Origin of the sequence: Nostoc sp. CmiVER01, assembly GCF_034531135.2 — a bacterium.
Taxonomy (GTDB): domain Bacteria; phylum Cyanobacteriota; class Cyanobacteriia; order Cyanobacteriales; family Nostocaceae; genus Nostoc.
Window position 1 is genome coordinate 20273 of the sequence record NZ_JAVRBU020000035.1, and the last position, 21678, is coordinate 41950.

Below are 21678 nucleotides of genomic sequence, written 5' to 3' on the forward strand. Positions count from 1 at the left end.
ATATATTCTCTGCGTATAAAAACGATCAATATAATTCGTAATTAAGTTTTGTAATGTGGATTTAGACTCTGCCACACAACTTACCGCTTGTTAATTACGGGGGAATTAAAGCCCCAAAATTTAGTTAAACCGCTCTGAATTATCAAAAAGCGTTACAGCTTCGTCCCACACTCAGCGCAGAAGTTGTGAGTAGGAGCATTTTTGGCATCGCAGTGACTACAATACACTGGCTCTGCTGCTGCTTTAGGCGGTTGCTTCTGCAAACCAACCATTTGAGCGTTGCTCTTGCCAGGGGCTACCATTGGATAGCAGTTTTCGTCTCTGGTTACGTGGACATTTAAGATTACTGGGCCATTGTGTGCTAGCATTTCGGCGATCGCATCTTTTAATTGACTGCGATCGCTAATTACCATACCTTTAATGCCATAAGCTTTTGCCAATAACTCTACGTCTGGCATCCCTACTTCCATGTTGGAGCATGAGTAACGCTCACCATAGAAGGCTTGCTGCCACTGGCGCACCATTCCTTGCCAGCCGTTATTGATAATTATTGTCTTGACATTTATCCCATACTGTGCAAGTGTACCAAGTTCCTGCAAACACATTTGGAAGCTGGCATCACCGCTAATACAAATGACTTCTTCATCAGGAAACGCTACTTTAGCGCCCATTGCCGCAGGTAAGCCAAAACCCATCGTTCCCAAACCAGCACTAGAAATCCAGCGCCTTGGGCCATTCTTCAAGAATTGTGCTGCCCACATTTGATGTTGTCCCACATCTGTAGTGTAGTAAGCTTGCGGTGCTTGGCTATTGACTTCTACAATCACTTCTTGAGGTGAAATGCTGTCGGGATGCTGCGGCACTATTAGAGGATACTCATCGCGCCAACGGTTAACTAAATTTAACCACTCTTGGTTTTGATTAGGGGTAGCCTTAACACCTGTTTCTTTGCAGCGACGCAACAAGTCTACTAACACGTTCCGCACATCGCCAACGATGGGCACTTCAGGAATGCGGTTTTTGCCGACTTCTGCGGGATCGATGTCGATGTGAATTACTTTGGCGCGGGAAGCGAATTCGTCTAACTTGCCTGTAACGCGATCGTCAAATCTAGCGCCGACACAAATCAGCAAGTCACAATCACTAACGGCAAAGTTAGCGTAAGCAGTGCCGTGCATCCCCAACATTCCCAAAGCGAGGGGGTGATGTTCGTCAAATGCACCGATCCCCATTAAGGTTGTGGTGACAGGGATGTTGAATAATTCAGCTAGTTGTTTGACTTCTTCATGGGCACTAGCTGCGATCGCACCACCACCCACATACAGTAGAGGACGGCGACTTTCAGTAATCAACTGGATCGCGGCATTAATTTGCCGGGGATTTCCCTTCACTGTGGGACGATAACCGCGTAACTTTACTGAACCTGGTTTTACAGGCACATAGTCAAATTCTTCTAAAGCTACATCTTTGGGGACATCAATCAAAACTGGCCCTGGACGCCCACTACTAGCGATGTGGAAGGCTTCGGCGACAATTCGCGCCATATCTTTAGGATCGCGCACTACATAGGAGTGCTTGACGATTGGTAGTGTAATTCCGTAAATATCGGTTTCCTGAAACGCATCTGTACCAATCGACGGACGTGCTACCTGTCCCGTGACTACAATCATCGGGATTGAATCCATGTAGGCGGTGGCGATGCCTGTTACCAAGTTAGTTGCTCCTGGGCCAGAAGTACCAAAGCATACTCCTACCTTCCCCGTTGCACGAGCGTAACCATCGGCAGCGTGGGCTGCGCCTTGTTCGTGTCTCACGAGAATATGCTTAATAGCACCAGTTGCTTCCACCTTATACAGGTCGTCGTAAATTGGTAGAATTGCCCCGCCAGGATAACCAAAGATGAAATCAACGCCGTGGCGATGAAGGCTGTCAAGTAGAGCAAAACCGCCAGATGCACGTTTGGGCACGACTGGGGGGCTAGAAGCACGAGACTGTTTGTGATTCTCGATTTGTGGGAGACTGATTTGGGAAAGCGATTCTCCTGCTGAGACACTTTGTGAACGCACGGTCAAACCTCAGACTATAAGCTAAAGTTAATACTGGATTCTGTATTTAAGATTTCATTTTAATTGAAAACTTCAATGAAAATCTTATTAATTTTTATATTAAATATAAACCTAGACTATTAGCCTACATTAATTAAATTACGTTTTGCAAGACTTTGCGGGTATTTTGCCAAGCCCAAACACCGACAATTACGACAACAATACTCATTGCTATAAGTACAATTCGCAAGCCCAGAGCATCAGTTAATGGCCCAGTAATCGCCAGGGGTAATGCCAGAGCGATGTTAACAGCATGATTTTGAAAACCAAATACTTTACCGTGCATGTTACATGGTGTTTGCTGTTGAATTAAAGTTTGCATGGGTACGCCAATTAGGGAAGCACCTATGCCCAAAAATGCACAGAGTCCTAGCGCCAGTAATAAATTGTGTGTAAAAGTAAACACCCCTAAAACTAGTGCCATCATCAAAAATCCAAGTAAAGGTAGAGGTTTACGATGCAATTTATCACCCCAGTGGCCTAAAATTGCCGCACCAAATACCATACCTACGCCTGCTGCTGCCAAGAAAAAGCCAAACTGTTTTTCCTTCAAACCAAACTCCTCGGCTAATCGAATCGTTAGCACTGTTAAGGCTGCAAACACACAATATAAAGTTGTTAGTTGCAGCATGGCATTCAATATCAAAGGGTTTTTCTTGAGATAGCGCAGGCTTTCGGTGAATTCAGTCCAAGGGTGATTTGATGCCTGGTGTTCCTTTGAGAGTTTGGGTTCTTTAAACTTAATCGGCTGCATAATCGCAGCTGATAATATGTATAATCCACCAACTACAAGCTCTTGACCATATTCTTCTCCCATCAAGCTTTTCGCCAAACTCAAAATTGGCTCTCCTATTGCAAAGCCAACAATTAAAGCTCCCATCATTGTGCTGCTAAACAAGGCATTGGCTGCCAACAAATTTTCTCGCTTCACCAATAAGGGAATGGCTGCTTGTTCAGCTGGTGCAAAAAACTGCGTAACTGTGGAAATGGCAAAAGTTAGGATTAACAAAATCAGGAAATGTCGTGGCAATAAAGGAAGACACAGCGTCAATATTCCCCGCACAATGTCTGAGCCAACCATAATCAGCTTTTTTGGCAAGCGGTCAACAAAGATACCACCAGCAGAGCCGAACAAAATTGCTGGTATTGTAAACGACAGCATCAATGTTGAGTACATCGAGTTTTGTGCCAACCCAGGAAGCGGAGGGTAGTTCTCCAGCAGAGCAATCAGCAAAACGAAGAAGACCTTATCTGCTAACTGGGACATCAGTTGTCCAATCCACAGGAGCATAAAACTACGATTTTTTAGCAGTGCGCTAAACCCGTTATTGACAGCAGCTGGTTCAGTTGGAAACATTTAGATACTTTCTTTAGGTAGATGGGCATTGAGCATTGGACGTGGGGCATTGGGCATGGGGCATTGGGCATTGGTTATTAATTCTTCTTCCCTTGCTCCCTCATCTCCCTCACTCCTCACTCCTCACTCCTAACTCCTGTTTACTTACTCCATTGTCCGGATTAATCTGCTTCATAGCGCTTTAACAGCATAAGCAAAAATTCAGTTGCTGTCAGACGACCTTTGGGTGGAGAAATTTCAATTGATAAATCTACCCAGCAGCCTTGGACAATTTGGGGCGATCGCCAGATGCACAAATGATCGACTGCTGGCTCTGCATAAAAGTTATTTTGCCCACAACCTAGCAAACAAGAACTCCAATGCGTAAAATAATCATGACTCATCCGATGAATAGGAAAATTACCTTGTAGTGGTACTCCCCATCCATCTATAGCAATAAACGCTTTGACATGACCACCTGAGAGTTGCCACAAATGCGCTGCCCCTATTGCTCCGACTACGCCAGCACTAAAGCTAATAAATATAATTGGTGATTTTAAGGAGTTGATCAAGGGATACTTGCGGTGAGCTAGGCTAACGTGCAAAAACTGCAAAATATGCAAGGCTGATAAAACTAAAAAATCTTTACCCGGATAAACCAGTATATTTGGGGGATTGTGTGCGATCGCGCTATCACGAACTACATCTAACAATACTAGTCTAAAGCTTTCAGTTAACTCTGGTTCATGGATTCCAGGGCAAATAATTATATTCATCTTTAACACTAACTTTGATTTTTTGACTCTTCCGATGTACAGAGCTTTCTCAAAAATCAAATGTTTTATATATATTACCTTGTTTTTACTGAGTAAATTATAGCCGTTTTATATATTTTTCCGAAATAATACTATTTTAAAACACTATTAACTTTGACTATAGATAATATTAAATTAATCTCACCAATCCAATGGTTATTTACTATCTAATTACCCTTTTAATTTTATTCACAAGTTGAAACTCTCAACTTGATGTTGGGAATTGTTGAAGACTTAAATCTGGATAGACGCATTTAGCTACAGGGCATCCAAGCTGCGTACTGGTTTTCCCCTCTGCTCCCAGCAAGAACTGCCCCTTTTACTCTTGCTGATCGCTTTTAGTATCTAGCGACACAACAGATAGGACATTGGTTCAATTTTCCATAGCCAATGCCCCACGTAAATTTTGTATGTCTTTTGATGTATTATTGTGATTTTCCTAGCTTTCCTATCCCCCTGGATGGGATAATAAGTTACTAGTAGGGAAAATGTGTAAACTATTCTCTAACTCCAAATTTCTCTGCACTTTGGTTATATTGAGGAACTCATTGTGGTTGCCACGCCGGAAAAAGTACAACACACCCACGAGCATCTATCAGGTAAAGACCGTGTAGCCGTACTGCTTATGGGCTACGGCGAAGTCGAAAGCTACGAAGATTTCGCCAACTATAACGAACAGGCTTTAAATCTACTGACAGCAAAGTTCGCACCAGTGCCAACCTGGATTTATCCTCCTCTGGCAAAGCTTTTGGCACTATTTGACCGCCATGAGTGGGGACACACACACCACGATTTTATCTCCCCACACAATGCCATCTTTGAACAGCAACGGGCTGGGATTGAGAAGAATTTACAAGAAAAATGGGGTGATAAGGTTCAAGTTTTCAAGGCTTTCAACTTCTGCGCCCCTTTTCTACCCAATCAAGTTTTAGCAGAAATCAAAAACCAAGGCTTCGAGAAGCTACTGATTTACCCACTGCTAGTTGTTGATTCTATCTTTACCAGTGGGATTGCGATCGAGCAAGTTAACAACGCTCTCGTTGAGTTGGCTGATGGTGAAGAACACTGGGTTAAAGCACAGCGCTACATTCCTTCTTTCTTTAACGAACCAGCTTACATCGATTTGATGGCTCATCTGGTTGAGGAGAAAATTGCTGAGTTAGGCGCAGCTTATCTACCTTCTCAAATCGGTATTGTGTTAATGAATCACGGCTGTCCTCACAAAGCTAAAGGCTTTACTTCTGGGATTGCTGAAAGTGAAGCAATGTACGATTTGGTTAGAGATAAATTGATTAATCGTTATCCTTTAATCTCAGTGGGTTGGCTCAACCATGACACGCCCTTAATTGATTGGACACAGCCAAATGCAGAGCAAGCGGCAAATAACCTGATTCAACTGGGTGCAAAAGTGGTAATTTTTATGCCAATTGGCTTCGCCACAGAAAACCACGAAACTTTATTGGATGTACACCATATCATCCATGCTTTGGAAAAACAGCATCCTGGTACGAACTACGTGCAAATGGCTTGCGTTAACGATCGCCCAGAATTTTTGGCAATGGTGGCTCAATGGGCTGATACTCATATTGCAGAGTTGTTGTCAGAGCAAACTTTGGCAGTTAATCCACAACTAGCTGGCGATCACCATCACCATCATCACCACCATCATTAATTCGTAATTAAGAGGGACAGAGCAAGTACTGATTACAACTACGAATTATGTTGACACTCCCACCCTTGAAGGCGTGGGATTTTTTTTGTAGATAATCCGTTACTGGGGTGCTTGTTATTACACGCATCCTTTATTTTTTGTCCACCCTCTTTAGGACGCGATCGCTCTTTTTGACTTTTGACTTTCCCGTTTGACGCAGTGTCTCGTACAGAAGCGAGTGGTCAGGCAATACTCCGTATGTTTCAGTAAACAAAAGTTTTCTTGATCCTTACTTACGCTTAAATTTCACTGTAAGCCTCAGTATGCAGATAAAATTATTTTTTTTTAATCAATCTTAAGTAAAATTCCGAGTAAAGCCAGTATTATTACTCAGGATATTTAGAATTGGTAAAGTTATCGTGTACCTAATGATATCGACTTAACTACGTGTTAAGCGATCGCAAGCCAGGAAGCTAAATGAGCATCCACAAGGTCTTAATGATGAACCAGCAAGAAATTGACAGGCTTATCCACTAACTCAACCTCTTAACTGCTCTAAAGCAGAAACAATTTTTAGTTGCTTTAGGCGTTAATTATCATACACCAGTTCTCTGTAAAGATGCCCCCAACTCTCTTAAAGCAATGACATGAACTACTAGTCATCTGCCAATCTCAAAATACAGGTGTAAATCTACACAAAAATAAAGAGAGTGAGAAACGCGCCAGAAGTTCGCTGCTTCACAGTGTATCCAAAAGAATTTATTGGTGAAGTATTTGCTTAAGTGTACTTTTAGGCAAAAAAGTTGGCGTGCTGTTATCGAACAGCCAGAATTCTTGTGGAATCAATACACTGTTTTTCTCCGAACTTAGCACCATATATAGAAATCAAACCCTGAGTCATAAGGATTTACGGATGCTAATTGAAGACAAAATCGGAACTTCTTTGAAGTACTATCTAATCGCTTTTGATGCTAATGGTAAAGAACGCGCAAACAATGGAGAGCTAATTAGCCAAAAGGTATTAGAAATCTTATCCAAGTCTGAGAAACCAATAACAGATGTCTTTTTGATGAGTCACGGATGGCAAGGTGACATTCCGGCGGCAAAAGACCAGTATGATAGATGGATTGCAGCTATGGCTAAAAACCAGGCTGATATTGAAAAAATGAAACAGGTGCGACCAGGATTTAACCCCCTGTTGATTGGTTTACATTGGCCTAGTAAGCCTTGGGGAGATGAAGACCTAAGTGCAGTGTCACCAGACAAAACAATTGTGTCTTTTGACACAACAGATGATTCTCAGGAAGAGTTAGTTGAACAGTATGCTCAACGGATAGCTGATACTGAAACTACTAGAGAAGCACTCAGAACAATTTTCGCTGCGGCTGGAGAATATAACGTTGCACCTGACACATTACCATCAGAGGTGCGTGCAGCTTATGAGGTTTTGATTAAAGAAGCATCTTTGAGTAGCGAAGCAGAAGATGCAGATACATGGAGCGAAAACGAATCATTAAATTTAGATCCTGATAGTGTATATGAAGCTACCCTGACAGAAGAAAACGAAGATGTCAGCTTCGGAATTGGGGATAGCGTGAAATCAGCCGGAGATGCATTCTTAAACATTCCAAGATTGTTATCCTTCTGGAAGATGAAAGACCGCGCTCGAAAAATCGGTCAAACTAGCGGCTTCAATTTGTTAAACAGCCTTCAACAGGTGACAAATGAGAGTGTGCGATTTCATTTGATGGGGCACAGTTTTGGATGTATTTTTGTTTCAGCTACCGTAGCAGGTACACAACATAACAAATTAACCCGTCCAGTTAATTCTCTTGTCTTAATACAAGGCGCTTTATCACTCTGGTCTTTCTGCTCAAATGTCCCTCATAGAAAAAATATTCCTGGTTACTTCCGCTCCATTATTAGCGATCGCAAAGTTACAGGGCCGATTGTTACTACTCAATCTCAGTATGATAAAGCTGTCAAAAATGCTTATCCTATGGCGGGAACACTAGGAATATTTGGAGGGCAAGATATAGACTTTGATGTTAATAGTGAGAAGACATATCCCGGTGTCGGTGGCATTGGTTGTTATGGAATTCAGGGTGATGGTTTAGAAGTTATTAATGATGAAAAAGGTATGCTACCCCTGCAAGAATCTTATAACTTTGAACCAGGAAAAATTTACAACTTGGAAAGTAGTAAATATATCGTTGTTCCTCCTAGCCTCTTAGACCTTTTCATGGGCGCTCACAATGCTATTGATAAAGCTGAAGTAGCTCATGCTCTATGGTCGGCAGCAATTGCTAGTTAATGCAACAGTGTTTTAAAAGGTAAAAAGTAAAAAGAGAATTTCCGTAATTAAAATTAGGGAATTTTAAGTGATGCCTACGACAGGCTACGCCTACGCCTTTTTTATCCATCAATAAATTTAGGCGGTTCGCAACCATTTATTTCTTTTACTTTTTACTTTTGCTTTGTTCGGTAAATTCCAAAGACAAGGATTAGGTAAAATGAGCATAGAACAGCTGACAAAAGAGCTATATTTCAATGGAATTGACGGTGCATCAGGAACTTATTTATTGCCTCCATTGACACCAGAGCAGCTTTCTAAAATTGCTCAGGGCGAAGAATTTGATCCTACAGAAATCAACGAACTCAAGAAAAAGGATCTGCATGTTAAAGGTTTAGAACCCGACTTTGCCCCGATAGAAGGAGTAGATCCTAAAGACCTCGCACAAACAGGTTGGGGAGTTATCTTCGCTTTTAATGCCGACCCAGCAATCAAAGAAGCGCTGAAGGAACTGTTAGAACATCGGCAAAAACAAGCGTCGAAAAATCACGAAAACTATTATAAGGAATACACTGGCCCTAAAGGTTATCGTCCAGGGGAATCAAAAAATCAATTTTTGTCGCGTCATGGAGTTGGCCCTGGCCCTGCTGACCCAGATAAAATGCCTTATTATCTGTTGATTGTTGGCGATCCAGAAACCATTCCTTATCGTTTTCAGTACCAACTCGATGTGCAATATGCGGTGGGTCGGATTTACTTTGATACCCCCCAAGAATATGCTCAATATGCTCGCAGTGTCGTACAGGCTGAAACTACTAATTTAAAACTGCCTCGTCGGGCTAGCTTTTTTGGGGTACGTACCAAGGGTGATGCAGCCACTGAACTTAGTGCTGATAACTTGATTCGACCCCTAGCTGATTGGATGCTTGATGAGCAGAAAGACAATAGTTGGACAGTACAAACTTTACTCGCAGAAGAAGCCACCAAAGCACGCTTAGGGAAACTCTTAGGAGGTGAAGAAACACCCGCTTTGCTGTTCACCGCTAGTCATGGTATGGGCTTTCCGAATGGGAATGAGCGACAACTACGCCATCAGGGCGCTTTACTCTGTCAGGACTGGCCCGGCAAAGAGTGGAATAAACCAATTCCCGAAGAATTTTACTTCTCTGCGGACGATGTTGGTGATGATGCTAAGTTACTAGGACTAATTGCCTTTCACTTTGCTTGTTATGGGGCTGGGACACCTAAATTTGATGAGTTTGCCCATAGAAAAGGTTCTAATGAAAGACCAGCGATCGCTCCTAATGCCTTCATTGCACCTTTACCCCGCAGACTCTTAAGCCACCCCAACGGCGGTGCTTTGGCTGTCATCGGTCATGTGGAACGAGCTTGGGGTTGCTCTTTCGTATGGGAAAAAACTGGTAAGCAATTGGCAGTTTTTCAAAGTACCTTAAAGCGATTGCTAGATGGTCATCCTGTGGGGTCAGCTGTTGAGTATTTCAACGAGCGCTACGCTGAACTTTCTTCTGATTTGAGTACAGAATTAGAAGAAATTAAATATGGTGCGATCGCCGATCCGATGAATATATCTGGTATGTGGACGGCAAATAATGATGCTCGTAGTTACGCCATTATTGGCGACCCCGCAGTTAAGTTAGTTGTAGGTGACAATCAGACAAGCGATCGCTCTGTTATCTCATCAATAAATTTACCCGTCGCCCCTGCAACACCCCAAGCGTCTGATACATCAGCAATTGGGCAAGCCCAGGCAAACTTAACCCAAGCCCTAGAAAAGTTTGTCAACACAGTTGAGCAAGCTTCAGTTGACCGCACGGAAAAACTTCAAGCGGCACTCTCAGCTGTAATGAATCTAGTTGACACTTTGAAGAAATTGAAATAATTGGGAATTGAGCATTAAAAAGAGGCAGAGGGGCAGGGTGCGGGGAGCAGAGGAGAATGAAGAGGCAAAGGGGCAAAGTGCAGGGCGCAGAGAGGAAAATTCTTCTCCCCTGCCCCCTTGCTCCCTGCCCCCTGCTCCCCATTCCCCACTCCCTAATTAAAACCAATGAACACCTTCGAGATTACCATCCAACGTAAATCAGGAGATAACTGGCCGATTGTAGTAGAACACAGCCAACCGGATGTTCTCCTACCGTTGCGATCGGAAGGTAATCTCTGCCTAACTGCTGAAGATTTCCAGCATTTAACCAGTCTTCTGGGACAAGTACAAGATTACGGGACATTATTGGGCAAAGCACTGTTACGAGACGAAGTGCGGGATGGATTTATCAGGGCGCTGAGTCAAAATAAAGAAACACTGCGGGTATTGCTATTTATTGAAGCCCCAGACAAAGAACTCAGAACCTTACGCTGGGAAAGGTTATGCGCTCCTATTGATGGCAATTGGCAGATGTTAGCCATCAACCAACGAGTGCCTTTTTGCTTCTACATTCCCGCCATTACTGACCGACTCTTTCCCGCCATTGGGCGACGAGACTTGCGGGCGTTGGTACTAGTAGCGAGTCCTTCGGATTCTCAAAAGTATAAATTAGACACTTTTGATATTGAAGCTACGGTGAAAAATGTCCGGTCAGCCTTGGGAGATATTCCCACTGATGTGCTAGCAACAGTTGATGGTGCTATTGGTTTACCTACCCTAGACGAACTTTGTACTCAACTAACTGACCGGACAAAGCAGTATACAATGTTGCACTTTGTCAGTCACGGTAGGGTGCTTGATGATGGCGAAACTCTTCTCTACTGGTCAAAAGCTGATAATACAGTCGAGGTGGTGACAGCGACTAGGTTACTGGAACGAGTGCGCCCGTTACGGGGAGCTAGAGGGCTACCTCATTTTACTTTTCTCTGTACTTGTGAGAGCGCTAGCCCAAACGCAGAATCCGGATTAGGCGGATTAGGACAGCGCTTGGTGCGGGATTTGGGTATGCCTGCGGTGGTGGCAATGACTGAGAAGGTTACTATTAAGACGGCTCAAGTATTAGCAGAGAAATTTTACTCTCAACTTAGGGAGTCGGGGGAGGTGGACTCAGCATTACATGAAGCTACGGCAGCTCTTGCAGAACGTGGTGACGTTACTGTACCAGCACTGTTTAGCCGTTTAGGGGGACGACCCTTATTCAGCGATCAGCTTGACAGAGAATTAACCAATGCTGAAATTCAATATGGTCTGGAGCAACTTTCCAAACTCCTACCAGAGCGATCGCCTATCCTAGAAAAAAGGTTTACAGAACTAGCACAGCAGCTAGGAAACACACTAGGGGCGGATGTTACAGCTTTGAGCAAATCAGCTCTCCAAGAGCGAGAAGAGGCTTTAGAAGAGATTAATAACTTCTGTGAGGAAATACTTGACCTCAACTTTCATGCTTTGGCATTGGGTCAGCAACCACCCATCTATGATTCTCGTTGTCCCTTCCGGGGCTTGTATCCTTTCCGCGTGGAAAACCGCGAGTTTTTCTTTGGGCGAGAACAACTGATTACTCAACTGCAACAAAAGCTAACTGAACACAACTTTTTAGCTGTGTTAGGCGCTTCTGGTAGTGGTAAGTCATCGGTAGTTTTAGCCGGATTGATCCCGATGCTAGAACAGTTGCAACCTGGTGTAGTTACAGCATACATGACACCAAGCAGTAACCCGATTGAACAACTACAAACTACTCTCTCTGCGGTGCAAGGCCAATCTTCAATATTAGTTATCGACCAATTTGAGGAACTGTTTACCCTTTGCACTGATGAAACTATAAAGGTGACTTTCATCGAAAAATTGCTTAGTCTGATTCCCCATCAAAAAGTTGTGATTACCATGCGGGCGGACTTTTGGGGCGAGTGTGCAACCTACCGCAACCTGAAAGATTTGATGGAAGCTAGACAAAAACTAATTGGCCCAATGGATGCGGCAGAATTGCGGAAAGCAATGGAAATGCAAGCTGCCCAAGTCGGGTTACGCTTTGAACCAGGATTAAGCAACTCGATTCTCGATGATGTGCAAGGTGAGCCAGGAGCCATGCCACTGTTGCAACATGCATTGTTGGAGATGTGGAAGCGGCGACATGGTAGATGGTTGCGCTGTGTGGAGTATGAAGCGATCGGTGGTGTGAATATGGCGATCGCTCAAACTGCCGATGATGTTTACAATAGTTTGTCACCCTCAGAACAAGACCAAGTTAAGAATATTTTCATTCGTTTAACCCGCTTGGATGAAAGCGCCCTCCAGGGAGAGAAACGCCGGGATACAAGACGGCGAGTTTGGTTAGATGAACTAGTACCTGCGGGTAGTGACTTAGCGAATACTAAGCAGTTAGTACGGCGGTTGGCTGGCGAAGGGGCGCGATTAGTGGTTACGAGTGTAGACGCATCTACAAATCGGGAAGAGGTGGAAGTAGCTCATGAAGCCTTAATCCGCTATTGGCCCCGATTGCTTAAGTGGTTAGATGATAACCGGATTAACTTACAACTACGCGAAACTATTCGTCAAGCAGCTTTGGAGTGGGAAAAGCAGCAAAAAGACGAGAACTATTTGGCGCATCGGGGAGGAAGATTAGAAGATGCTCAGGTATTAGCGAAACAAACCAGCTTTCTGAACCAGTTAGAGGCTGATTATGTTAATGCTTGCGTGGAATTACGCCAACGTCAACAACAAGAGAAAGAAGCACGTCGCCGTCGTGAGATTAGGATAGCTTGGGCAGTAGCTGGAGGAGCAGTTGTAGCCTTAATTGTGACTGCTGGTTTAGGATTAACAGCTTTGTCTCAAAAGCGACAGGCACAAATAACTAAAGCTGAGGCGCTAGGACAATATTCCTTATCGCTATTTGCATCTCATGAACATTTTGATGCACTTTTTGAAGGGATGAGAGCAGGAAAAATCCTGAAAGAATATCAAGTCACACAGACCCAGGTTTTAGGAGCATTACAAAAAGCAGTTTATAGAGTCAGAGAGTACAATCGCTTAGATATTGGTGATAACTTCATCTCCTTCAGTCCCGATGGTAAAACCTTAGCTTCTTTTAGCTATGACGGTATCATTAAAATCTGGGATTTAACAGGCAAAAAACTACATACCTTCAAACATGATGAGGTCAATAGTCTGGTCTTTAGTCCTGATGGCAAAACCTTAGCTTCTACTAGTAGTGAGGGTAAGGTCAAACTTTGGGATTTAACAGGCAAAGAACTAGCCACTTTTAAAGAAAATCAGGGCAGTTTGGTCTTTAGCCCTGACGGCAAAACCTTAGCTTCTACTAATAGTGAGGGTAAGGTCAAACTTTGGAATTTAACAGGTAAGCAATTACTCTCTCTTGAAGATCAGGGTGAGTTAATCAATATCATAGTGTTCAGCCCTGACGGCAAAACTTTTGCCTCTGGTAGTAATGAGGGTAAAGTCAAACTTTGGGATCTAACAGGTAAGCCATTATTATCCTTTGACCATAAATCTAAGATTGAAAGCTTAGTCTTTAGCCCTGATGGTAAAACTTTGGCATCCATTGCTGATCGTGATAGTACATTCAAACTCTGGAATTTAAAAACCAAGCAACTATTCACCCTCCAAAATCAGGATAAGGATATTGTCAATATAGTTTTCAGCCCCGACAGCAAAACTCTGGCTTATACTAATCGTCATGGTACGGTTAAACTCTGGGATTTAAAAGCTAAAGAACCACCCACTCTTAGCCATCAAGGTCAGGTCGAAAGTGTGATCTTCAGCCCCGACAGCAAAACCGTAGCCTCTGGTAGTCGTGACGGTACAATCAAACTTTGGGATTTAAAAGGTCAGGAATTATTCACTTTCTACAACCAGAATTTGGTCACTGAATTAGTCTTTACCCCCGACGGCAAAACCCTGGCTTCTGCTAGCGACAATGGTATTGTCAAACTTTGGGATTTAATAGGTAAGAAACTACCAACCCTCTACCATCAGGCTGAAGTTGAAAGCGTAGTCTTCAGCCCCGACGGCAAAACTTTGGCTTCTGCTGCTCAAGATGGTATCATCAAACTTTGGAATTTAGAAGGTAAGGAACTACTAAGTCTCCACCATCAGGCTGAAGTTGAAAGCGTAGTCTTCAGCCCCGATGGCAAAATTTTAGCTTCTATTGGTACTGACAAAATACTCAAACTCTGGAATTTAGAAAGTCAAAAACTACCAACCCTTTACCATCAGGCTGAGGTTGAAAGCATAGTCTTCAGCCCCGACAGCAAAATTTTAGCTTCTGTTGGTACTGACAAAACACTCAAATTCTGGGATTTAACAGGCCAAGAACTCCAAATTATTCACGAAGAGGCTAAGGTCAATAGCGTGGTCTTTAGCCCTAACGGCAAAATTCTAGTCTGTGCTAATCAAGATGGGATCAAATTTTGGGATTTAACAAGTAAGAAACTAAGTAGCTTCAAACATGAGGCTGCGGTTAAAAGCGTGGTTTTTAGTCCAGATGGTAAAACCCTGGTTTCTGCTAGTGAAGACAAAACCGTCAAATTCTGGGATTTAACGGGTAAGGAACTACGTAGCTTCAAAGACCAGCCTGCGGTCAAAAGCGTGGTTTTTAGTCCAGATGGTAAAACCTTGGCTCTTGCTAGTGAAGAAAAAATCGTCAAACTCTGGAATTTAAAAAGTAACGAATCCCAAACCCTTTACCATCAGGCTGATGTCAATAGTGTAGTGTTTAGCCCCGATAGCAAAACCCTGATTTCTGCTAGTAATAACTATGCTGTCAACGTCTGGGACTTAACGGGCAAACTATTATACACTCTCTATGATAAGCCTGAAGGCGAAAACGAGGTCTTTTACCGTGATGGTAAAAGCAACACTTACCAACCCTTGGGCAAAACTCTGGTCTTTAGTCCAGACGGCAAAGCCCTGGCCGCAGCCGGTCACGACAATACCATCATCCTGTGGGATTGGCAGTTAGATTCGCTCATGGTTAATGCCTGTGATTGGGCAAGCTACTATCTCAACAATAACCAAGAAATACCAAAAAGTAATCGGGATGTGTGCGTAGGCATAGCACATAGCCCATAGCCCATAGCAATCCTAAATGAATTTCTCGATGAATAGCAAATCAAATAGAACTGCTAAAAGTAGTCTCTACAGATATCAAATCTAAATTTTAAAAATATTTTTTAATAATTAATTTAAAGCATATACAAAAGCTTAAATAGCATTTACTTTAAAAACCTAGATAAATAAAAACAAAATTGCGCTTTAATTATTTTTTGTTTTTTATAATTTGCCATGTTTTAATATCTTATGTTATGGTTGAGCGAGTTAAGAAAAAGGTGCTTTTTATCTTTATTTTTTAACTAGTAAAACTGTTTTTCAGACAGCTTTTCTTGGTATTTCAATTAAATATTTACCAAAAGATAGGAGTCAATATGTCCCTCACATCTCATGTCATATCTTCTTCATCAGGACTAACTAAGTCAGATATACAAAGTCTTTTGGTGCTTTTGTATAAATTAGTAAAATTTAGTAAAGCATCGTTGCAATATATGCAATATGAATATAATTATAATTATATTCCACCTCTAGCTATGACAGGCGCTCTGCCATTGCCAGTCATTAAAGTAGAACTCCCAGCTCAAGAGTTACCTAATTTAAAATGGGTACTTTCAGTAGCTCAAAAAATAACGCTAATTTTGGTAAATGATACTGTCAGTAGCTTTTCAAGTTTCTTTGATCGCAGTGTCTCTTTCGGACTGGATGATGATGACCAAAGCGATAACTTGTCCCTCAATACTAAAGTCCAAGTTTTAGAAGATATCGAGCAAAAAATTCAAGATGCTGAAAGTAATCAAGAGTTAGAAAAGATTGCATTTGATCTGGCATCAATTACTCAAGAAATTACCGACGAAATTGTTGCTGCTAGTCCGTCTATTGAGGTTTCATTCGCAATTGAAGAAATTTCTGATTTTGATAGACAGATTATGGCTGTTGATGAGGAATTTGAATCGCATTATTTTCATGGAAATTTAGGAGACATAGATTTTTCTGCGTCATCTAATGCAGAAGATTCAATCACAGACTTGTTAAGTTCTGCTTTCAAGAAAATTATTAATTCTGATGCAAAATTGTTGGAATTAGAAAACACTGAACCCTCGTCCATAGAAGTAGAGTTTTCTATAGGAACATCTGCAAATAAGCCAAGTTTTGAAGATTATAATAAATTATTTAGAAAAATCTCTCTTCCAGAAATTAGCTCTAGGTTTCAAGAGGATTTGGTTTTTGCTTATATGCAGGTTGCTGGGCCAAATCCATTGATGCTTCAAAAGGTGTCAGAACAGGAAGATCCTTTACAAATTACTGACGAACAATATCAACAAATAGTTGGTACATCGGATACCCTGGAAGCTGCTAAGAGAGAAGGTCGGCTTTATAAAGCTGATTATTCTAAGTTAAAAAACATGGAAAATGGGAATTTTCCTAAACAACAAAAGTATCTCTATTCGCCTTTAGCATTATTTGCAGTACCACCATCAGGCAGCCCATCTCGGTCTTTAGTACCATTGGCTATTCAGTGTCAGCCGGAACATCCAGTATTCACCCCTCTAAATGGTAAGGAAAACTGGGCGATCGCTAAAAGCATTGTACAAATGGCAGATAGCAATTACCATGAACTAATCAGTCATCTTGGTCGCACTCACTTATTTATCGAACCTTTTGTAATTGCTACTAAGCGGCGATTACCAGCAAACCACCATTTAAGAATCTTGCTGGAACCTCACTTTGAGGGAACTATATTAATCAATTACGGCGCTCATAAAATCTTGGTTGCCAATGGTCGTGAAGTAGATGCGATTTTAGCTGGTACAATTGAGAGCGATCGCCAGCTAACTGTTGAAGGTGCCCAAGACTATCTGCATCATTTCAACAACGCCATGTTTCCCAACATTTTATCAAGTCGTGGTGTTGATAATACTTCTCAACTACCTGAATATCCTTATCGAGATGACGGACTGCTGATTTGGAATGCTATTCAAAAATGGGTGCGTGCCTATTTAAGCAGTTACTATACTAGTGAGCCACAGCTACTAGCAGACCAAGCTTTACAAAATTGGGCAAAGGAATTAATTTCCGAACAAGGAGGTCGCCTCCAGAATTTTGGTGAAGATGCGAATGGCACAATTAAGACGCTAGATTATCTAATTGACGCTGTTTGCACGATCATTTTTACTGCTAGCGCCCAACACGCTGCGGTTAATTTTCCGCAAGGCGAACTCATGACCTATACGCCTGCTTTTCCTCTAGCTAGTTACTCCCCAGCGCCCACAAATCCCGATGAACCAGGCGATTTGATGAGTATTCTACCTCCTATAGAGCAAGCCAAAACCCAACTTAAGGTAACTTATTTGCTTGGCTCGGTTTACTATACCCAGTTAGGACAATACTCCAACTCATACTTTAAATCCAAGCCACAATTGAGTTCGGCTCTGCTTACTTTCCAAAATGAACTCAAAGGAATTGAGCAAGAAATTAATCAAAAGAATCGTAAAAGGATAATGCCTTACAAGTTCTTGTTACCTTCCCAAATTCCACAAAGTATCAATATCTAGTAGTATGTCAAGCTCGTTCTAAGGGTTTGTAGTAAGCACTTTAGTGATTAGAAAATCAAAATAAGGACTAAAGTCCTTACTACGAACTTACGTACTCTAGAACTAATCAACACCCCGCAGCTTGCGAGTGTTATCAACTAAACTCTGAGCAAATTGATCAAATCTTTGGGAAAGCTTTTCATCTATTAGCTTGCTTTCAGGACTGAATGCACCCCAAGCTTGTCCGATCGCAATTTGCTCTGGAATCACCCAACCATGCACCCATCGGACAATTAGCCGTAGGTCATTTAAAGCATTACTATTAGACTGACCACCCAAAACACTAATTAATCCTGTCACCTTATCAGACAGTTGCTCAAAGCTCATCAAATCTAGAGCATTTTTCAGGACACCACTAACCCCACCATGATATTCAGGTGTCGCTAAAATTAACCCATCGGCGCGGCTGACTGTATCTTGCAACCGCAGAACATCTGGGTAATCTGGATACTCCTTTGCACCAGTGCAAAACGGTAGCTGTAACTGCCGTAAATCGAGAATTTCTACCTCTGCACCCGCCGCTTCAACCCTTTGCACTGCTATTTGTAAAGCAAGCTGGGTATATGAGTTGGGTCTTAAACTACCAGCAATCCCAATAATTTTCACCATAATTAACCCACAAACTATTAACTAGCTACTATTACCAGACTTTTAAAAAGCGGAATCGTTATGACTATGTTTATCTTAGCGATTTGTGCCGGAATGTGTCAAATTGATATCTATTGGGGGCTAGGGACTGGCAACTAGGAAGGAATTATTTTAATCCTATATGTCTAATACCTAATACCTAATACCCAATCCCCAATCCCAAATCCCCAATACCTAGTCTGGAAGTTAGACTAGATAAGAAAAGTGTAATTTCCAGTTATTACAATTTTTGGTAGAAGAATAGGCATAAAACCATAGCTCAACTTGTGCCAGCAGACAAAGGGTAATTATTATGACAAATTTGGGAAAAAAACCATTGATAAAAAGACAGTCGCCAAAGCGTGGTGCTTGGGTTGGTGCGATTGCAGCTAGTTTGATTATGTTACCAGGAATTTTAGGGAGTACTCCCGTCTTGGCACAAAAGGCAGAAAGCACCTCTTTAAATTATGGTGACTTGATCAAGAAAGCAAAGGCGGGAGAAATCCAAAAAGTAGAGCTTGACGAAACAGAACAGCTAGCAAAGGTTTATCTCAAAGGGCAAAAGGCTGATACACCACCGCAACAGGTGAGACTTCTGGCACAAAATACAGAGCTGATTAACATCCTTAAAGATAAGAATGTTGATTTTGGTGAAGTTTCTTCAGCTAATAGTCGAGCTGCTGTTGGACTGTTGATCAATCTCATGTGGATTTTGCCACTAGTAGCTCTAATGCTATTGTTCCTGCGTCGCTCTACGAATGCTTCTAGCCAAGCGATGAATTTCGGTAAATCCAAAGCTCGCTTCCAAATGGAAGCAAAAACTGGAGTAAAATTTGAAGATGTAGCCGGGGTTGAAGAAGCTAAAGAAGACCTCGAAGAAGTTGTTACTTTCCTAAAACAGCCGGAAAGATTTACTGCTGTAGGCGCACGTATTCCCAAAGGAGTGTTGTTAATTGGGCCTCCGGGTACTGGTAAAACTTTACTAGCAAAAGCGATCGCAGGTGAAGCAGGTGTACCATTCTTCAGTATTTCTGGTTCAGAATTCGTAGAAATGTTTGTTGGTGTAGGTGCATCTCGCGTGCGCGACCTCTTCAAAAAAGCTAAAGAGAATGCCCCTTGCCTAATATTTATCGATGAAATTGACGCAGTAGGTAGACAACGGGGTGCTGGTATCGGTGGCGGTAATGACGAGCGCGAACAAACCCTCAATCAACTGCTCACCGAAATGGATGGTTTTGAAGGTAACACAGGAATAATTATTATTGCTGCCACTAACCGCCCAGATGTTCTAGATGCAGCGCTGCTCAGACCAGGACGCTTTGACAGACAAGTAATGGTGGATGCACCGGATCTCAAAGGGCGACTGGAAATTTTGAAAGTCCACGCACGGAATAAGAAAATTGATCCTAGCGTATCATTAGAAGCGATCGCTCGTCGCACTCCTGGTTTTACTGGCGCAGACTTAGCCAACTTACTCAACGAAGCTGCCATTCTCACTGCTAGGAGGCGCAAAGAAGCTGTTACCCTTTTAGAAATTGATGCTGCTGTCGATAGAGTCGTTGCAGGTATGGAAGGTACCGCCTTAGTAGACAGCAAGAGCAAGCGCTTGATTGCCTATCATGAAGTTGGACATGCTTTAGTTGGCACATTCCTCGAAGGGCATGACCCTGTACAAAAAGTTACACTCATCCCACGAGGACAAGCACTGGGATTAACTTGGTTTACTCCCAACGAAGAACAGGGATTAATTTCGCGTTCCCAACTTAAAGCCAGGATTACTGCCACTTTGGGTGGTCGCGCCGCCGAGGAAATTGTTTTTGGTAAGCCAGAAGTGACCACAGGTGCAGGTAATGACCTACAACAAGTTACAGGAATGGCACGGCAGATGGTGACACGCTTCGGGATGTCAGAATTAGGCCCATTGTCACTAGAAAATCAGAGTGGAGAGGTATTTTTGGGGCGTGACTGGATGAATAAATCAGAATATTCTGAGGAAATTGCCGCCAAAATTGATTCACAGGTGCGTGAAATTGTTAACAAATCATACATTAGAGCAATAGAACTGTTGCAAGAAAATCGCATAGTTTTGGAGCGTTTAGTAGATTTGTTAATAGAACAGGAAACAATTGAAGGCGATTTATTCCGCAAAATTGTTGCTGACAATACCCAGGTAGCCGATGCACAAGTAGCTGTACCTCATTAGGGAATAGTTCATACTTTCTAGTACACTGTGAATGTAATTCAGTATTTGTGCTTTAGAGTTAGTTGAAGTAGCGGTTGCGTGTCGCGCAACCGCTACTTCATCGTGAATCATTGCACGACTACTTAAGTGCAAAGTACCCACACCTTGATAATTAGTAACTTGGGTTAGTAAATCAATAATTCAGCACCAGGATCGATGGAAGGTACATCACCGAAGCCATCGTGGACACAAGCAAGGTCAATCGTCCGCGCGCCGCCAGCATTCGTATACCCGACGCCACTGATTGTGGATGCAAAAGTTGCGCCTGCATTTGCTCCAACATTAGCAGCGTGAACAGAAACAAAAGTACCGTTCACTCGGACACCACACCGGGTAACTTCGTTGGCTTTGGAATTCACTACAGTTGCTGAGTAATTGACTATCCAACTGCCAGGGGGAACATTCCGTCGTAGCAATATGAGTGGAACTCCATCAGCAGCAGGCAATGAAATAGTTTGGCTTGTCTTATCATAATATAATGATGGGATTCCTGTTGCTGATGGTATGAAAACAACTGTCGAGCTAACAATAGCTAACAAAGAACCACATAATGTTAATCGCTTTATCTTTGGCTTGCTTTGAAACAGCATCATTTGAGGTGTAATCATAGCGATTTTTTATTAAACCTACCTTTTCTACAAAACTTTTACACGAATTTTATAATTAACTACATCGAAACCACTACCCACTTCAGAATTTGCAACATTCCCCTTATTTTTATTTAAACTACAAGCATTCATTTTTTCTTTTACTCTTCAACAAGCTTTTATTTAATAAGTAATTTATATAACAGCCAAATCATTTAAGTAGTTGAATGCTGGCAGCAAGGGCATGGGTACGTTGGCGTGTAGCGCGAACACCACTTTGTTGCAGGCGAGCGCATAAATGGAGTGGTAACAAGCACATATCAGCCGATAACGCGCAACTTGGGTTAATAGTTGAGCCAGTTACAACAGCGATCGCACAATCAGGCATCATTTTTTCTAAACTGAGTTAAGCAATCTCCCAAGCTTTT

The 21678-nt window shown here is 42.3% G+C and carries 13 protein-coding genes; 6 read left to right on the forward strand and 7 right to left on the reverse strand.

Features of this window, described 5'->3' with window-relative positions:
• Nucleotides 1-152 precede the first annotated feature (152 nt).
• The 4 genes from ilvB to RMZ43_RS34875 all read right to left on the reverse strand — a co-directional run bounded on the left by ilvB (nucleotide 153) and on the right by RMZ43_RS34875 (nucleotide 4217).
• A complete protein-coding gene (gene ilvB, locus RMZ43_RS34860) occupies nucleotides 153-2066 on the reverse strand; it encodes a biosynthetic-type acetolactate synthase large subunit (RefSeq protein WP_322646936.1) in 1914 nt (637 codons plus the stop codon).
• Nucleotides 2067-2199: 133 nt separating this feature from the next.
• A complete protein-coding gene (locus RMZ43_RS34865) occupies nucleotides 2200-3462 on the reverse strand; it encodes an MFS transporter (RefSeq protein WP_322656038.1) in 1263 nt (420 codons plus the stop codon).
• Nucleotides 3463-3582, reverse strand: a complete 120-nt coding sequence (locus RMZ43_RS34870) for a histidine kinase (RefSeq protein ID WP_322646938.1) — start codon at nucleotides 3580-3582, stop codon at nucleotides 3463-3465.
• A 41-nt stretch (nucleotides 3583-3623) separates the two neighbouring features.
• Nucleotides 3624-4217 carry a hypothetical protein gene (locus tag RMZ43_RS34875; protein WP_322656037.1) on the reverse strand — a complete coding sequence of 198 codons (594 nt, stop codon included), beginning with the start codon at nucleotides 4215-4217 and terminating at the stop codon, nucleotides 3624-3626.
• Between the two features lie 589 nt (nucleotides 4218-4806).
• On the opposite strand from RMZ43_RS34875, the gene RMZ43_RS34880 reads away from it, so the two are divergent.
• The 5 genes from RMZ43_RS34880 to RMZ43_RS34900 all read left to right on the forward strand — a co-directional run bounded on the left by RMZ43_RS34880 (nucleotide 4807) and on the right by RMZ43_RS34900 (nucleotide 17755).
• Entirely contained in the window at nucleotides 4807-5928 is a 1122-nt protein-coding gene (locus RMZ43_RS34880) for a ferrochelatase (protein ID WP_322656036.1), read from the forward strand.
• Nucleotides 5929-6820: 892 nt separating this feature from the next.
• Nucleotides 6821-8221, forward strand: a complete 1401-nt coding sequence (locus tag RMZ43_RS34885) for a hypothetical protein (protein WP_322656035.1) — start codon at nucleotides 6821-6823, stop codon at nucleotides 8219-8221.
• Nucleotides 8222-8420: 199 nt separating this feature from the next.
• Nucleotides 8421-10100, forward strand: coding sequence for a hypothetical protein (locus RMZ43_RS34890; protein WP_322656034.1), 1680 nt, complete (start codon nucleotides 8421-8423; stop codon nucleotides 10098-10100).
• 165 nt (nucleotides 10101-10265) lie between these two features.
• Nucleotides 10266-15224: an eIF2A-related protein gene (locus RMZ43_RS34895; protein WP_322656033.1), complete on the forward strand. Its 4959-nt coding sequence runs from the start codon at nucleotides 10266-10268 to the stop codon at nucleotides 15222-15224.
• A gap of 353 nt (nucleotides 15225-15577) precedes the next feature.
• The gene (locus RMZ43_RS34900) at nucleotides 15578-17755 is read left to right on the forward strand and encodes a lipoxygenase family protein (RefSeq protein ID WP_322656032.1); all 2178 of its coding nucleotides are present in this window, start codon (nucleotides 15578-15580) and stop codon (nucleotides 17753-17755) included.
• Between the two features lie 102 nt (nucleotides 17756-17857).
• Here RMZ43_RS34900 and RMZ43_RS34905 read toward each other — a convergent pair whose 3' ends face one another.
• Nucleotides 17858-18403 (reverse strand): NADPH-dependent FMN reductase, encoded by a 546-nt coding sequence (locus tag RMZ43_RS34905; protein WP_322656031.1) that lies wholly within the window; start codon nucleotides 18401-18403, stop codon nucleotides 17858-17860.
• A gap of 331 nt (nucleotides 18404-18734) precedes the next feature.
• On the opposite strand from RMZ43_RS34905, the gene ftsH reads away from it, so the two are divergent.
• Nucleotides 18735-20624: an ATP-dependent zinc metalloprotease FtsH gene (gene ftsH, locus RMZ43_RS34910; protein ID WP_322646947.1), complete on the forward strand. Its 1890-nt coding sequence runs from the start codon at nucleotides 18735-18737 to the stop codon at nucleotides 20622-20624.
• A 164-nt stretch (nucleotides 20625-20788) separates the two neighbouring features.
• On the opposite strand, the gene RMZ43_RS34915 is transcribed toward ftsH, so the two are convergent.
• Nucleotides 20789-21271: a hypothetical protein gene (locus tag RMZ43_RS34915; RefSeq protein ID WP_322646948.1), complete on the reverse strand. Its 483-nt coding sequence runs from the start codon at nucleotides 21269-21271 to the stop codon at nucleotides 20789-20791.
• A gap of 190 nt (nucleotides 21272-21461) precedes the next feature.
• Entirely contained in the window at nucleotides 21462-21641 is a 180-nt protein-coding gene (locus RMZ43_RS34920) for a hypothetical protein (protein ID WP_322656030.1), read from the reverse strand.
• Nucleotides 21642-21678 lie beyond the last annotated feature (37 nt).

Excerpts from the sequence above, each read along its gene's own strand:
- RMZ43_RS34865 (WP_322656038.1), bottom strand. The coding sequence starts at position 3,462 with ATGTTTCCAACTGAACCAGCTGCTGTCAATAACGGGTTTAGCGCACTG.
- RMZ43_RS34875 (WP_322656037.1), bottom strand. The coding sequence starts at position 4,217 with ATGAATATAATTATTTGCCCTGGAATCCATGAACCAGAGTTAACTGAA.
- RMZ43_RS34885 (WP_322656035.1), top strand. The coding sequence starts at position 6,821 with ATGCTAATTGAAGACAAAATCGGAACTTCTTTGAAGTACTATCTAATC.
- RMZ43_RS34890 (WP_322656034.1), top strand. The coding sequence starts at position 8,421 with ATGAGCATAGAACAGCTGACAAAAGAGCTATATTTCAATGGAATTGAC.
- RMZ43_RS34895 (WP_322656033.1), top strand. The coding sequence starts at position 10,266 with ATGAACACCTTCGAGATTACCATCCAACGTAAATCAGGAGATAACTGG.
- RMZ43_RS34900 (WP_322656032.1), top strand. The coding sequence starts at position 15,578 with ATGTCCCTCACATCTCATGTCATATCTTCTTCATCAGGACTAACTAAG.
- RMZ43_RS34905 (WP_322656031.1), bottom strand. The coding sequence starts at position 18,403 with ATGGTGAAAATTATTGGGATTGCTGGTAGTTTAAGACCCAACTCATAT.
- ftsH (WP_322646947.1), top strand. The coding sequence starts at position 18,735 with ATGACAAATTTGGGAAAAAAACCATTGATAAAAAGACAGTCGCCAAAG.
- RMZ43_RS34915 (WP_322646948.1), bottom strand. The coding sequence starts at position 21,271 with ATGATTACACCTCAAATGATGCTGTTTCAAAGCAAGCCAAAGATAAAG.
- RMZ43_RS34920 (WP_322656030.1), bottom strand. The coding sequence starts at position 21,641 with ATGATGCCTGATTGTGCGATCGCTGTTGTAACTGGCTCAACTATTAAC.